13 protein-coding genes and 2 pseudogenes are annotated in these 13,094 nt (G+C 42.7%); 6 read left to right on the top strand and 9 right to left on the bottom strand.

The features are described from left to right. Window positions 1-66 precede the first annotated feature (66 nt). The 5 genes and pseudogenes from AHMF7605_RS23680 to AHMF7605_RS23705 form a co-directional block, all read right to left on the bottom strand. A complete protein-coding gene (locus AHMF7605_RS23680) occupies window positions 67-282 on the bottom strand; it encodes an aldo/keto reductase (protein ID WP_262512395.1) in 216 nt (71 codons plus the stop codon). 38 nt (window positions 283-320) lie between these two features. Then, window positions 321-686 (bottom strand): helix-turn-helix domain-containing protein, encoded by a 366-nt coding sequence (locus tag AHMF7605_RS23685; RefSeq protein WP_106932456.1) that lies wholly within the window; start codon window positions 684-686, stop codon window positions 321-323. Window positions 687-743: 57 nt separating this feature from the next. Beyond that, window positions 744-896 (bottom strand): annotated as a pseudogene (locus AHMF7605_RS31215) (type II toxin-antitoxin system HigB family toxin); the annotation flags it as partial. A gap of 153 nt (window positions 897-1,049) precedes the next feature. Next, window positions 1,050-1,646 carry an Abi family protein gene (locus AHMF7605_RS23695; protein ID WP_106932458.1) on the bottom strand — a complete coding sequence of 199 codons (597 nt, stop codon included), beginning with the start codon at window positions 1,644-1,646 and terminating at the stop codon, window positions 1,050-1,052. Window positions 1,647-2,074: 428 nt separating this feature from the next. Continuing rightward, the gene (locus tag AHMF7605_RS23705; RefSeq protein WP_233219237.1) at window positions 2,075-2,542 is read right to left on the bottom strand and encodes an aldo/keto reductase; all 468 of its coding nucleotides are present in this window, start codon (window positions 2,540-2,542) and stop codon (window positions 2,075-2,077) included. Between the two features lie 604 nt (window positions 2,543-3,146). On the opposite strand from AHMF7605_RS23705, the gene pxpB reads away from it, so the two are divergent. The 4 genes and pseudogenes from pxpB (at window position 3,147) to AHMF7605_RS23730 (ending at window position 8,278) form a co-directional block, all read left to right on the top strand. Then, window positions 3,147-3,893, top strand: coding sequence for a 5-oxoprolinase subunit PxpB (gene pxpB / locus AHMF7605_RS23715; protein ID WP_233219238.1), 747 nt, complete (start codon window positions 3,147-3,149; stop codon window positions 3,891-3,893). Then, a pseudogene (locus AHMF7605_RS23720) lies at window positions 3,883-4,889 on the top strand (5-oxoprolinase subunit C family protein). Before pxpB ends, AHMF7605_RS23720 begins: the two are co-directional and overlap by 11 nt. A gap of 1,416 nt (window positions 4,890-6,305) precedes the next feature. Beyond that, window positions 6,306-7,088, top strand: a complete 783-nt coding sequence (pxpA, locus tag AHMF7605_RS23725; protein WP_106932461.1) for a 5-oxoprolinase subunit PxpA — start codon at window positions 6,306-6,308, stop codon at window positions 7,086-7,088. Then, window positions 7,085-8,278, top strand: a complete 1,194-nt coding sequence (locus AHMF7605_RS23730; RefSeq protein WP_106932462.1) for an NRAMP family divalent metal transporter — start codon at window positions 7,085-7,087, stop codon at window positions 8,276-8,278. The genes pxpA and AHMF7605_RS23730 overlap by 4 nt, the downstream gene beginning before the upstream one ends. A 132-nt stretch (window positions 8,279-8,410) precedes the next feature. Here the strand turns inward: AHMF7605_RS23730 and AHMF7605_RS23735 are convergent, their stop codons facing one another. Next, entirely contained in the window at window positions 8,411-8,857 is a 447-nt protein-coding gene (locus AHMF7605_RS23735) for a hypothetical protein (RefSeq protein WP_106932463.1), read from the bottom strand. Between the two features lie 307 nt (window positions 8,858-9,164). On the opposite strand from AHMF7605_RS23735, the gene AHMF7605_RS23740 reads away from it, so the two are divergent. Further along, the gene (locus AHMF7605_RS23740; RefSeq protein ID WP_106932464.1) at window positions 9,165-9,662 is read left to right on the top strand and encodes a nuclear transport factor 2 family protein; all 498 of its coding nucleotides are present in this window, start codon (window positions 9,165-9,167) and stop codon (window positions 9,660-9,662) included. Window positions 9,663-9,702: 40 nt separating this feature from the next. Here the strand turns inward: AHMF7605_RS23740 and AHMF7605_RS23745 are convergent, their stop codons facing one another. Then, entirely contained in the window at window positions 9,703-9,933 is a 231-nt protein-coding gene (locus AHMF7605_RS23745; protein ID WP_106932465.1) for a phosphatase PAP2 family protein, read from the bottom strand. 140 nt (window positions 9,934-10,073) lie between these two features. On the opposite strand from AHMF7605_RS23745, the gene AHMF7605_RS23750 reads away from it, so the two are divergent. Further along, window positions 10,074-10,925: a metallophosphoesterase family protein gene (locus AHMF7605_RS23750; RefSeq protein WP_106932466.1), complete on the top strand. Its 852-nt coding sequence runs from the start codon at window positions 10,074-10,076 to the stop codon at window positions 10,923-10,925. A 151-nt stretch (window positions 10,926-11,076) separates the two neighbouring features. Here AHMF7605_RS23750 and AHMF7605_RS23755 read toward each other — a convergent pair whose 3' ends face one another. Then, complete coding sequence (locus tag AHMF7605_RS23755; protein WP_106932467.1) at window positions 11,077-11,925, bottom strand: cyclase family protein; 849 nt, start codon at window positions 11,923-11,925, stop codon at window positions 11,077-11,079. Between the two features lie 355 nt (window positions 11,926-12,280). Further along, on the bottom strand, window positions 12,281-12,433 hold the full coding sequence (locus tag AHMF7605_RS29940; protein WP_158267604.1) for a hypothetical protein: 153 nt from the start codon (window positions 12,431-12,433) through the stop codon (window positions 12,281-12,283). Window positions 12,434-13,094 lie beyond the last annotated feature (661 nt).

Below are 13,094 nucleotides of genomic sequence, written 5' to 3' on the forward strand. Positions count from 1 at the left end.
AAATTTAGGCACTTAAAAATGAGGATTATACTAAATACCCCATAAAAGAACTTATTAGTTAACCGCTTACCACAGATCATGCACCAGCGGCTTAATCCTCGCCTCGTAAATAGCTTTTACGCCTTCCAGTTGTCCGAGGGTGAGGTCGGGGACTTCCAGGGCTTGCAGGTTAGAGGTGAGCTGGCTGGGTTTGGAGGCGCCCGGAATAATGCAGCTTTCAGCCTCGAACATTAATATCCAACGCAGGGCTACGGGAGCTAAATTTTTCTGGTCCGGGAACAGTTTTTTATTGTTTCGCTACGGCTTCTGGATTTTAATTATTAATGTACGGGTTCCGCTAACAAGATTTCGGCTGGTATACCTAGGCCTTGATGTAATTTTCGGGCCATTTCTATGGTTAAATCGCGGTGCCGGTTTAAGATGCGGGAAACCGCCGTTTTATCGCCAATATAGGATATTAAATCTTTGTCTTTTAATCCCAGATCTGCCATTCTTGTTTTTATAGCCTCAATAGGGTCCGGATTGGGTATGGGATATTTTTCTGATTCGTATTCCCGCACCAGCAACACCAATAATTTTAGTTCTTTTTCTTCATCGGTGTTTGGTTTCGCATCAAAAATTATGTCTATTCTAGCGAGAGCAGCTTCGTATTCCGCATCGTTCTCAATAATTTTATATGTATTCATGGTTTAAAAGCTTACAGTTTACTAGAGTTAGTTTTTGTTCAACCAGGACCGTAAATATCAAATAGTTTTGGCATCTAATCGGTCATAATCTTTATACGGGCCAAACCATTTTACCATTAAATTTTTGTGCCTGAAACCAATTCGAACAATTAATTGGTAATGATTGCCTTTAATATTAAAAACAAATCTATTATCGCCCACTAAATCAGCACTCGGGTAAGTTTAAGGTAACATTAAAATCTTCTCCCCAAATACCTTCCCTATTTTTTTATAATAAAAGCTTTAATCTTAAAGCTTTCCTCTGTTCTGGAATTTCTCTTGATTATTTTAGAGCAGCATCTTTATACTTACGCGCCAGCCCATTTATTTTAACTTATTTATTACATCCTGCAAAACAGAATCAAACCTGTCTATAGGTTGTAGCCAACTAGGTAAGTCTTTATTAATCCAACCTAATACGGTGCGCATTTCTTGGTGAGCTTGCTGTAAGTGGGTAAAGCGCCAGCAAATAGGCTCGTTATGGAAAACGCGGTTACGCAGATTGCGGAAGTTATTTAGAGGAGCGGATACGTTTTTTCGCTGTTTTTGTACCTTGGGTAAATTAGGGAAAACCCGGCGTAAATCTTTCCAGAGGGTTCGTTCGAACTCGGCATTAAATAGACGCACCCAAAAGCCTAAGGTTAGCTCGGCTACTACTTTGGGTGGAGTAACTAATTCGTTCCGACGGGTAATTTGTTGCTGTGCTCCCGTAATATCTTTATTCAATTTGGCTAAGCCCGGAGTAGTTGAAAAATGACTGTACCAATCGGAAACGCCAAATTTATGTATCAACTCCCGGTTTACCGCATTCCGTAAAGCTACTTCTAAAGTAGACAACACGGGGTATAATGCCTCCGAAATCTGAATATTACATTGGTAATGCCGTAAGGCTTTTGCTTCGTCGCCGGGGGGGCGCGGCAAAGTATTTCTGCATCCTTTCAGCGGAAAAAACTTTTTCTACGTATTGCTTGTTCATTAAGAGTACAATATAATATATTTGTGCAGCAGTCCCGGTACTTCCTCTCCCAGATAGTAGATGCTGGTGACGAAGCCGGGTTTTTTATTTTAGTACTTCCGCCATTATCCTGTCCATTTCTGCTTCTAAAGCTAATATTTCTTAGCAGATTTTTTCTAAGCTGCGCGGCTGCTTGTACTGGTGGAAATGTTCGGTAAAGTTAATTTCGTAACCCACTTTGGTTTTGCCGTGGTCAATCTAGGCATCCAGCAAGTGTGGTTTTACTTCCCGCTCAAAATATGCTTCTATATCTTCTTTTACAAGCACATTCTCAGAATCGCGCAAATCGGATTTAAATCTTACCTCATCTCTATTTGTAATGAATAGTTAACTCTTACCACCGATCATGCACCAGCGGCTTAATCTTAGCTTCGTAAATGACTTTTACGCCTTCCCGTTGCTCCGGCGTGAGGTCGGGTACTTCCAGGGCTTGCGGGTTTGAGGTAAGCTGGCTGGGTTGGGAGGCGCCCGGTATAATGCAGCTGACGTCCTCGTGCAACAATATCCAACGCAGGGCTACAGGGGCTAAATTTTCCTGGCCCGGAAACAATTTTTTAATTTCCGCTACTGCTTCCAGGCCAGTATTATAATCGAGGCCCGAGAAGGTTTCGCCTTGGTCGAAGGCTTCGCCGTTGCGGTTAAAGTGGCGGTGGTCAGTGGGCGAGAAGTGCGCTTCCGGACGGAACTTACCGGTGAGCAGGCTACTAGTTTGAGAAGTAACCTGTTTTGCCGGCCCCGACAGGGCAGTCGGGCGGTCGTTTATCCTTTTCCCGCTGGGCGGCGAAATGTTACGGCGTAACACCAGATTCGCTAAAGGTCCTCCTCACCCCAACGAATGTAGTTTCTTCATAGTTACCGTTTTGCTTAACTTCTTGCTACTCGTTTATTTTAGATCAGTAAGGTTCATTATGTAATTATTATCCTGTTATTATCTAGAAAGAACTACGAATAGTGTTTGGAGAACAGGGCAAGTAAAACCTTCAAATGGAAAAGTGCTGAAGACAGGGCATTTTCACCGTAATAACAAAAAACAGCTTGCCGCATATTTACAACTAAGAAAGGTTAAAAAGAACAATAGCCAAGAACAAACTACATCCGTTTGGGCGAGAAGGGCCTTCTAAGGTTGTGGTGCGAAGCATTCCGACGTCAGGAGGAAAACAAGCTTAGACCGCCCGACTGCCCAAACGGGGCCCGCCGGCCAGGAGGCACGCACGGACCGTAACTGACCATTGGCACCGAAAACTGGAAAGATGTAATCTTTCCACAGAACAACAGAAAAAATGAGTATAACAAAAATCTTCATTTCATATAAGCTGATTATAAAAACTTTATTCTTAAGATTAAGGATTATTTCCGGCAAAATATTTTTCCGTAAATCCGTAATAACAAAAATTTAACTTTACTGCATGGAAAACCCGATGGTACCAGGAGAAATGCCGGCAATAAACTTTTATCCTTTGGGAGATGCGGCGCTTGTTCTGGAATTTGGCGATCACATTAACCGATTAATTCACGGGTATATTCAGGCGTTTACTACTTACCTGGACCAGCATCCTTTTCCGGGCCTGGTGGAATACGTGCCGGCCTTTACTACTTTAACCGTTTATTACGATCCATGGGTAGTTAGCCAACAAGGGCTCCAAAATCCTTACCACACCGTTGCGGCTTATTTAACGGAAATGCGGGCACACGTAAAAGTTAATCCGGAGGAACCAGCCCCCAAAGCAGTAGAGATTCCGGTGTGTTACGGCGGCAAATATGGTCCCGATCTGGAATATGTGGCCAACTTACACGGCCTAAAACCCAAAGAAGTTATTGCCCTGCATACCCAAACGACTTACCTGGTGTACATGATTGGTTTTGCGCCCGGCTTTCCGTACCTGGGGGGCATGGCGCCCGAAATAGCGGCGCCCCGCAAAGACAAGCCCCGGGCCAAGGTGCCGGCAGGTTCGGTGGGTATTGCGGGTAAACAAACCGGCGTGTATCCTATTCAAAGTCCGGGTGGTTGGCAATTAATTGGCCGGACACCCCTATTGCTGTTTAATCCGCACCGCGACCAGCCCAGCTTATTGCAGGCCGGCGATGTGATCCGGTTTGTGGCTATTACCGAAAAGCAATTCGAGAAAAAAAAGGCCGTGGCAAATGGGCATTAAAATTATTAGTTCGGGTTTACTCACTACTATTCAGGATGTGGGACGGTACGGGTACCAGAAAGAAGGTATTATTGTGAGCGGTCCCATGGATGCTTTTGCCCTACGGGTTGCCAACTTGCTCGTAGGAAACGAAGAAGGGGCGGCGGCCATTGAAATTACTTTCCTAGGGCCCAAAATTTTGTTCGAAGCCGACCATCTTATTGCCATTACCGGGGGGGATCTCTCGCCGACGATTAACGGCGAAAAAGTAAAAATGAACCGCCCCATTTTTGTACCGCAAGGCAGTTTGCTGCAATTTGGGGCGCCAGGCTTGGGCAGCAGGGCTTACCTGGCTATTTCCGGCAGCTTTACTTTACCCAAGGTGTTAGGCAGTTATGCTACTTTTTTAAGAGCCGAGGTAGGTGGCTTTAAAGGGCGATTTCTCCAGGCCGGTGACTTTTTGCCGGGTCCGGGTCCCACGGTTACCGGAGAAAAGTTGTTAGGAAATTTACTTAAAAATAAACCTAAATCAGAATGGACACAAGCTTCCTGGACGCCAATCCCCCTGCTTTTCCCGCACCTGGAACAGAGCCCTACTTTGCGGGCAATTAAAGGGCCGGAGTTTCAATTGTTTACCCCAGCCAGTCAGCAGGCCTTCTGGGAACAGGAATTTACGGTTACTACCGATTCCGACCGGATGGGGTATCGCCTGCAGGGAGTGCCTTTGTTATTACAGGAGCCAAAAGAAATGATTTCCAGTGCGGTAACTTTTGGTACGATTCAGGTTCCCCCGAAGGGCACCCCATTGCCTTGCTCGCCGACCACCAGACTACCGGCGGTTACCCCCGTATCGGCCAGGTTATCACCGCTGATTTTTCGAAATTAGCCCAGGTTCCTTTAGGGCAGAAAATCCGTTTTCGGGAAATTTCACTGGAAGAAGCGCAATATCATTATATTAAACAGGAAAAGAATATTCAGGAAATTAAACAGGCTATTGGGTATAAGATTAGGTTTTAAATTTTATTTCTTGCTTTGTTTAGAAGAATTTAGCCGTTCATCTTTTGAAAGATTGCATCTTTCAAGATTGGGGTCTAATGCGATTTAACGGTCCTTGTTGGCTCTTGGCCGCGGGGCCCCGTTTGGGCAGTGAGGGCGGTCGCTCTTCCTTTCCTCGCTGCGCTGCGCAACACCGGAAACGCTAAAGGCCCTCACTGCCCAAACTGACGTAATTTATTCTTTGCTACCATTTATCTTACTTTTCCTTATTACGAGTTGGCCTTTGTTTCAAAATATGGATGAATAATTCTGTAATAGTTCTATAGTAGAATTTATATTATCTGACTTTCTGCCTTTATGGGATCAGTTTTTTCTTAAATTTTATTACCATTTTGCCAAAGTGAAGGCCTTATTTAGCTTACTGTAACATTTGTCCCATACTTTCTAAGGGTTAAATTTCCCACCGTATTATTATTTAAGCTTATCTACGGGCTCGAAGTGGCTTTTTGGTGGATGTTGTTTAATCAATCTCTTATGAAACTCAAATGTGAGGGCGGTCGCTCTTCCTTTCCTCGCTGCGCTGCGCAACACCGGAAACGCTAAAGGCCCTCACTGCCCAAACTGACGTAATTTATTCTTTGCTACCATTTATCTTACTTTTCCTTATTACGAGTTGGCCTTTGTTTCAAAATATGGATGAATAATTCTGTAATAGTTCTATAGTAGAATTTATATTATCTGACTTTCTGCCTTTATGGGATCAGTTTTTTCTTAAATTTTATTACCATTTTGCCAAAGTGAAGGCCTTATTTAGCTTACTGTAACATTTGTCCCATACTTTCTAAGGGTTAAATTTCCCACCGTATTATTATTTAAGCTTATCTACGGGCTCGAAGTGGCTTTTTGGTGGATGTTGTTTAATCAATCTCTTATGAAACTCAAATATGAGAGCAAATGGAAGTATAATTTAAAATTGGTTTCAGTTCGGTCCAAGGATAGGATGAGTAAAGTATTTTCTACTAACCTTTTTTAGAAGTTCCTTTCTAAAAGTACGTAGAGCTTCCACCTTTAATAGAATTGACCTCGTTAGTAAAAAAACTAAAAGTATAAACTAACAGCAGGAAACTAAGATAAACAGTAGCAAAGAACAAATTACATCAGTTTGGGCAAGGAGGGCCTTTAGCGTTTCCGGTGTTGCGCAGCAACATTCCGCAGCGCAACGAGGAAAGGAAGAGCGACCGCCCGACTGCCCAAACGAGGCCCCGCGGCCAGGAGCTAACAAGAACCGATAAATTATAGTAGCACCTCAACCTGGAAAGATGCAATCTTTCAAAAGAAAAACGGCTACGTAGTAATATTTTTAAATTATCCATAACTCTTTAACTTGCCTCCACAGAGAAAAGGAATCGCAATACAACACTTTAAAATAAACTCTAAATGAGCCAAACTTTATCCGTGGATTTAAACTGTGATATGGGAGAAAGCTTTGGCGCCTACCAACTCGGTAACGACGAAGCTATTTTACCCTTTGTGAGTTCCGTAAATATTGCCTGCGGATTTCATGCCGGCGACCCGGCTGTAATGAAGAAAACCGTAAACGTAGCGTTGCAGCAAGAGGTAGCCATTGGTGCCCACCCGGGCTTACCGGATTTAGGAGGGTTTGGACGCCGTGAAGTAGCCGTTACCCCCGAAGAAGTGTACGACATGGTGATTTACCAGGTAGGGGCCTTGGCGGGGTTCATAAAAGCCGCCGGAGGCACCTTGCACCACGTAAAACCCCACGGCGCTCTTTACAACATGGCGGCCGTAAATCTGCCTCTAGCCCAAGCTATTGCCGAAGCCATTTATAGAGTTAACCCAGAAGTTTTTTTATACGGTTTAGCCGGAAGCGCCCTAGTGCAAGCCGGACAAAACATTGGTTTGCAAACGGCTAACGAAGTTTTCGCCGACCGAACGTACCAAGCAAATGGAACCTTAACGTCGCGGCGACAACCCGATGCGCTTATTACCGATGAACAACAGGCTTTAAATCAGGTAGTGCAAATGGTGAAAGATAATACCGTCCGGGTGCAGGATGGCAGCATTATTCCGATTAAAGCCGATACCATTTGCATTCACGGAGATGGAAAGCACGCCGTAACTTTTGCCCGAAAGATTAACGAAACGCTGCAACAGGAGAATATAGCTATTCGGGCGGCCAACAGCAGTAGAATTGCATGAAGCCGGCAAGTAATTGGAGCGTGCTCCTGGGAGCGGCTTTTTTAATGGCAACCTCGGCGGTAGGACCTGGTTTTTTAACCCAAACCACGGTTTTTACCCAATCTCTGGGCGCTAGTTTTGGTTTTGTTATTTTGGCCTCCATCATTATCGATATTGGCGTACAATTAAATATTTGGCGCGTGATTGCGGTTGCGGAAAAGCGAGCGCAGGATATTGCCAATGCCGTGTTACCGGGTTTGGGTACTTTTATTTCTCTTTTAATTGTGGTGGGTGGACTGGCTTTTAACATCGGGAATGTAGCCGGCGCTGGTTTGGGATTACAGGTGTTACTCGGCATTTCGGCAGAATGGGGAGCAATTTTATCGGCGGGTTTGGCTATCGGTATTTTCCTGGGGAAAGAAGCAGGTAAAGTCATGGACCTGTTTGCTCAAATTCTAGGCATACTGATGATTCTTTTAATCTTGTACGTAGTTCTTACGGCACATCCGCCCGTTGAGGAAGCCTTCGTGAAATCCTTTGCTCCCGATAAATTTGATTTAACGGCTATTATTACCTTAGTAGGAGGAACGGTAGGGGGCTATATTACTTTTGCGGGCGGGCATCGGTTATTAGATGCCGGTTTAAAAGGAACAGCTGCTTTATCCCAGGTTAAAATCAGTGCCATCTCGGGAATAACCGTTGCTTCTCTTATCCGGATTTTATTGTTTTTAGCTTCTCTGGGCGTGGTTACGCAAGGTTTGCTCATTGATGCAACTAATCCGCCCGCCTCGGTTTTTGCCTTGGCCGCCGGAAATTTCGGGTATAAGCTTTTTGGAGTGGTCATGTTTGCGGCCGCTATTACTTCGGTTATTGGTTCGGCTTATACCTCGGTTTCCTTTATTAAATCTTTTCACCCGGTCGTTCCCCGGCACGAAAACAAAGTTATTATCGGCTTTATTGTGGTCTCCACGTTTATTTTTATTTCGATTGGCAAACCCGTAACCCTGTTGATTTTGGCTGGCGCCCTGAACGGTTTTATTTTACCAATTACTTTAAGTACTATTTTAATGGCGGCCTACCGGAAAAATGTAGTAGGTACTTACCGCCAGCCAATTTGGCTCACTATTTTCGGAATTTTAATAGTTATTGTAATGGCCGGAATGAGCCTCTACGTTTTCTGGAGCCAATGGCAAAACTTATTGCAGGATTGAAACTGGTGCAGGAACGTATTAACATTATTTTATTTGAAATTGCCTTACTAGAAATTTATAGCAATTGGTAAAGAAAAACTCTTTTGTTCGTACTAGCCAAAAAAAAACTAATAACCAGTAACTAATACCTACTTAGTCTTTCAGGAATAATCCTTTAGTAGCAGATTTGGTATTTTCATCCATTTCGTGAATTTGGCTTAATACCTCTACTACGGCCATTAAGCCGTTAAACATGCGTTCCTCCGGCGTTTTAGACCAGGGTGCCCGTTCAAAGGCGTATTCTATCTGGGCCAGTTCCTGCCAGGAGTAGCCGGTAGCCGTAATTTGGGCTTTAGCTGCGCCGGTAAGGTTCCACGGCCGTCTTACCTGGGCAATCTCAAAGCTTACCGTTACAAAAACCTGCGGCCAGGCAACCTGTTGCCCCATCCATTTTAAGTTCCGGTCGTATTTTATTGCCATTTTGGCCGCGATAATATTGCCTACCGCGCAGGCGTGGCAATTGCCCTGCACCAATGAGTTGTTCAGGTAAGCGTTTACCAGTATCTTAACGGTTTCGTCAAAAAGCTCCTTGTTTTTCATATTACATGTATCTTTATTGAAGCGGATTTTTTTGTATTCAAAGAAAATATTTGGTGCAGACAGCCATTTTTATTTTTTCGTTTTTGCGCTAAATAAGTTGCCGGAGTTGCCCGGAATTATTGGTTAAAATCAAGCAAAACAAGACTTTAAATGACTTAAATTTTAAATTTTTTCTTAACGATGATAAAAGCGTAAGCAGTTTGTAAAGAAAGCGGATAAGCCCAGGTAATTTCAGGTATTTGTTTATCTTTCATCACTCGTTCAGGCAAACTTTTAGATACGTTTTACTTTTTAAAAGCTTTTACCAATGAAATATTTCGCCGTTCTTTTATTTCTGATTGGGGCAACTGCTCCTCTGCGGGCACAAACAAAATCAAGCCCGGATGTAGCCGCCGATAAAAAAGCAGTAGAAGCGGCCGTTCAAACCTTATTTGATAGCATGCGGGCCAGTGATACCACGCGGGCTCGCTCGGTAATGGCTCCTAATCTGCGCATTATTATTCTCTCGAAAAATCCGGAGGGAGTTACCGCCACCCGCGAAACCTCTGGCAAACAATTTTTAGGCATGCTCGCGTCGCGGCCCGCCCAAACCCTCGACGAGCGTTCCTGGAACGGCCAGGTACAACTCGATGGCGACCTGGCTTCGTACTGGTGCGAGTACGCATTTTTTAACGCCGAAAAATTTAGCCATTGCGGTGTCGACGTGTTTCAGCTGTATCGTTCGCCCCAAGGCTGGAAAATTGTAAACCTAGCCTACACCATGCGCCGCGAAAATTGCAATTTAAAAGCTATTCCGCCGAAGTAAGTAAGTGCTGGTAAATTGTAATACCTTCTGTTTTGCCGGATTACGGCTGGTTCGCCCGGTCAGCGCCGTTGGTTTTAGCCCGCATTACCACGGCATTTCCCACTTTGCTTCCTAAATCAAGGCCAACAGTATTATCTGTCCGGAAATGAATTCCACCTTTAAAACGCGGTTCCGCGCATTCCTGGGCTTTTTTCATAAAGTAAGCGGCATCATCCGGAAACAAATAAGCTAACACGGTGGCTACTGAATTACTGGTGGTAGCATGGCCCAAAGGATAAATTTACTTTCTGGGGAAAACCGTTGGCGGGCAATTCTTTGCTTGCCCTTATCACCTACTATTAACCTGCCTTAGTTAAAACAAATTAATGTAAACGTAACATTGCCTTTTTATCTTTGGGAAAAGATAAGATTATGAGTAACCGCCGACAATTTCTGGAAAAAACTATTAAGGGAGTAACGGGACTTACTTTACTACCTGCCGTAAACACCTTTGCGGAAAATTCTTCTGCTGGTTTATTTACTCAAAAAGGAAAGTTTAAACTTCGTTTTGCCGTTGCTTCGGATGGGCATTACGCACAGCCTAAAACGGAATCGGACGTGTTTTACGCGGATTTGATTAAATGGCTAACGAAAGACCACCAGCAAAACCACCTGGATTTTGTAATTGTAAACGGCGATCTGGTGCATGACCGTCCGGATTTATTAAAAACAGTAAAAACAAAATACCTGGATACCTTACCTTGCTCTTTTTATGCCCTACCCGGTAACCACGACTTTGCCGATGCAGCTATATGGAAAAGTGTTTTTGGTTACGAAGATAATTACTCGTTTGAGAAGGGCGATATTGGTTTTGTCCTGGCGAATACCGCCACCCCAAAAGGCGAATATGTATGTCCAAATAATACTTTCCTGAAAAATGCCCTTGATGCTTTTAAAACCAAGAGCATTGTATTTGTGGTGTTGCACATTGCTCCCCACCAATGGCTGCCGGAAGACGATAAAACATTTTTAAATTGTCCGGAAACCTTGCGCCTGTTGCACGCTTACCCCAATATTAAAGCAGTATTTCATGGCCACGACCATTCGTTGGATAATGTGCGGTATACGGATAAGCTGCCGCATTTTTTTGATTCGCACTTTGGCGGCAACTGGGGAACGGCTTATAAAGGGTACCGGATAGTAGAAATAAACCAAGCTAACCAGATTTATACGTATCAGGTTAATGCCAGTCAAAATCCTACGCTTAACGCAAATAAAATTTAAAAAACCGGCTGAAGGAAGAAAGTCTCTTTTAGGTATTTTTTTATAAAAGCCCGTAAGGAAATAAATTTAACGCACGGATAAATTACAGAGAAAGTGCTATTAATGCTGCAATGTAATAAAATATTTAACCTTCATTTCTAATTTATAATTTCTAATCGGACTGACTAGTATTTGGCACAAAAGCAACAATGCGCAAAGGGCCACCACTACCCCCTTTGATCTTCATGGGCAAAGCAATTATTTGAGCCCCAATAACCGGCACTTTCTCTAAATTAGCTACGTTTTCGAAAGCCGGGATATCTTGCTGCATAAGGGTTATGTGGCTGCCATAGACTTGCGATTGCCCGTAATCTATACTCGCGGTATCAATTCCGATAGCTTTAATTCTGCGATTTTTTATTAACCAGGCAGCCGTTTCCGGTGCCAGACCGGGAAAACGCAATGCTTGCACCCCTGCTGTTCCCCGCTTTTCGGTTCCTAAATATTTTAAAGGATTCGGCCAGTATTGTCCATAGCCGGTTTGTAACAGCACCATACTGTTATCCGGAATTTGCCCGTGCTCCTTTTCCCAGTTCAAAATATCAGCCACCCGCACCTGATAATCGCGGTTCTGGGCGGCCCGACCGCTTACATCAATCTTAATAGCAGGCCCGGTTAGCTGGTTTAACGAAAGCTGATCAACTGATTTTCGGTTCTGGGCAAAATGGATGGGCGCATCAAGGTGCGTGCCACCGTGTTCGGAAGCACAAAAATTATAAGCGGAATAATAATATCCTTTTTCCGTGATACCCGCCGAAACAGTATCTAGCCGGAAAGGTTCGGAAGTAGGCCAGGTAATTGTTTGAGCAGATAAATCGTAAGATAAGTCTATCCATTCGCCTTCAGGAAAACCCGACGGTCGGCGGCAACCTGTTAATAGTAAACTTGAGCAGGCAAGAAATAAAGTAATATTTTTTCGTAAGTGCGTGCCGGCAAGTGTAAGTGCTTGATTTTGTTTCATATAGTTCTATAGTAAACTATATAAAAATACGCATTTACTTATAACAGGCTCTATCTTTTAAGTTAAATTCTGCTTCTGAATAAAAATGATTTATCAAAAAGAGTTAAGCGTACAAAAAAGAAATATTTTGAAATAAATAATGGATTTTAAGGCTTTTTTTAGGAAAAATAAATGGAAAGAAGTGGCTTTATCCGGCCGGAATCAAATAAAAGAAATTTGCCAATCTCAAAGGCTTGATAAAAGAATTGTTTCCCGAAAAATTAGAGTTTATAAAAAAGGTAAAGACCCGGTCTGCCCCTGTTTCTGGTTAGGTTTTAAAAATTATTGCGGTAACCGCATAAAACGTAAGCCTTACCTATTTAATTTTAGACTTATTCATCTTGATTTTGCCGGTTTCAATGAGCAGTTGTTTTCTAATGGATAAAATATCTTTTACTAATACTCCTGTACTTACAATACCCGTAATACCTAGAGCTAAATGAAACAAAGGATTAAAGATAAATGGCATGTTTTTGTTATAGGTTTAAAATTGCTGGGTTAATGCTTTGTCCGGGGTGAAAGTTTCCTCTCGGTTAATAAAATTTAAAACTCCGCCCTACTTATATCTACTTCTAAATTAAATGCTATTTGTTTGACTTTCTGGTTACACTAAAATCCAAGAAATCTGTCCGTTGTATTTTTCTTTCCGGAAGCCTGATTTTCGTCTTTTTTAATTTGATATCTTACATCTAACTCCAAATCCTTTCTAAATATTGTCTGTAACCGGTTCAAAAAAGATAGCTACTAATTTAATTTTCACTCCAAAAACAGGAAGAAGCTAGCGTAATGTAAGCCGGTAAGTAAAAGAGTAATACTAATTTTTAAAGGTGAACATTATTCTTTACTAAATTTTTCAGGAAATAAAAAGCTAGGGTATGCGGTTGAAGAGTAACAAAGATAAATGCTCTAAATTCAGCTTGCTAGGTATTTAGGGTATTGAATTGCCCTTTAATCTTCGGGATAGTTTACAGAAGCCCGGTGTCTTATTACCGAATAAGTAATTAAATTTTATTTAGGACAGAGTATAATTATAGCGGGAGGCAAGGTAGAGATACGAATAATTAAATCTTCCGGAATGTTTTTCATTTTTTACATGTCTCTTAACCATTATTCTTGAGAAATATTAGCTG

The sequence above is a fragment of the Adhaeribacter arboris genome, assembly GCF_003023845.1.
GTDB classification, from domain to species: Bacteria; Bacteroidota; Bacteroidia; order Cytophagales; family Hymenobacteraceae; genus Adhaeribacter; species Adhaeribacter arboris.

Coding starts and splice junctions, on each gene's coding strand:
- AHMF7605_RS23685 (WP_106932456.1), bottom strand. CDS start 686: ATGAATACATATAAAATTATTGAGAACGATGCGGAATACGAAGCTGCT.
- pxpB (WP_233219238.1), top strand. CDS start 3,147: ATGGAAAACCCGATGGTACCAGGAGAAATGCCGGCAATAAACTTTTAT.
- pxpA (WP_106932461.1), top strand. CDS start 6,306: ATGAGCCAAACTTTATCCGTGGATTTAAACTGTGATATGGGAGAAAGC.
- AHMF7605_RS23730 (WP_106932462.1), top strand. CDS start 7,085: ATGAAGCCGGCAAGTAATTGGAGCGTGCTCCTGGGAGCGGCTTTTTTA.
- AHMF7605_RS23735 (WP_106932463.1), bottom strand. CDS start 8,857: ATGAAAAACAAGGAGCTTTTTGACGAAACCGTTAAGATACTGGTAAAC.
- AHMF7605_RS23740 (WP_106932464.1), top strand. CDS start 9,165: ATGAAATATTTCGCCGTTCTTTTATTTCTGATTGGGGCAACTGCTCCT.
- AHMF7605_RS23750 (WP_106932466.1), top strand. CDS start 10,074: ATGAGTAACCGCCGACAATTTCTGGAAAAAACTATTAAGGGAGTAACG.
- AHMF7605_RS23755 (WP_106932467.1), bottom strand. CDS start 11,925: ATGAAACAAAATCAAGCACTTACACTTGCCGGCACGCACTTACGAAAA.
- AHMF7605_RS29940 (WP_158267604.1), bottom strand. CDS start 12,433: ATGCCATTTATCTTTAATCCTTTGTTTCATTTAGCTCTAGGTATTACG.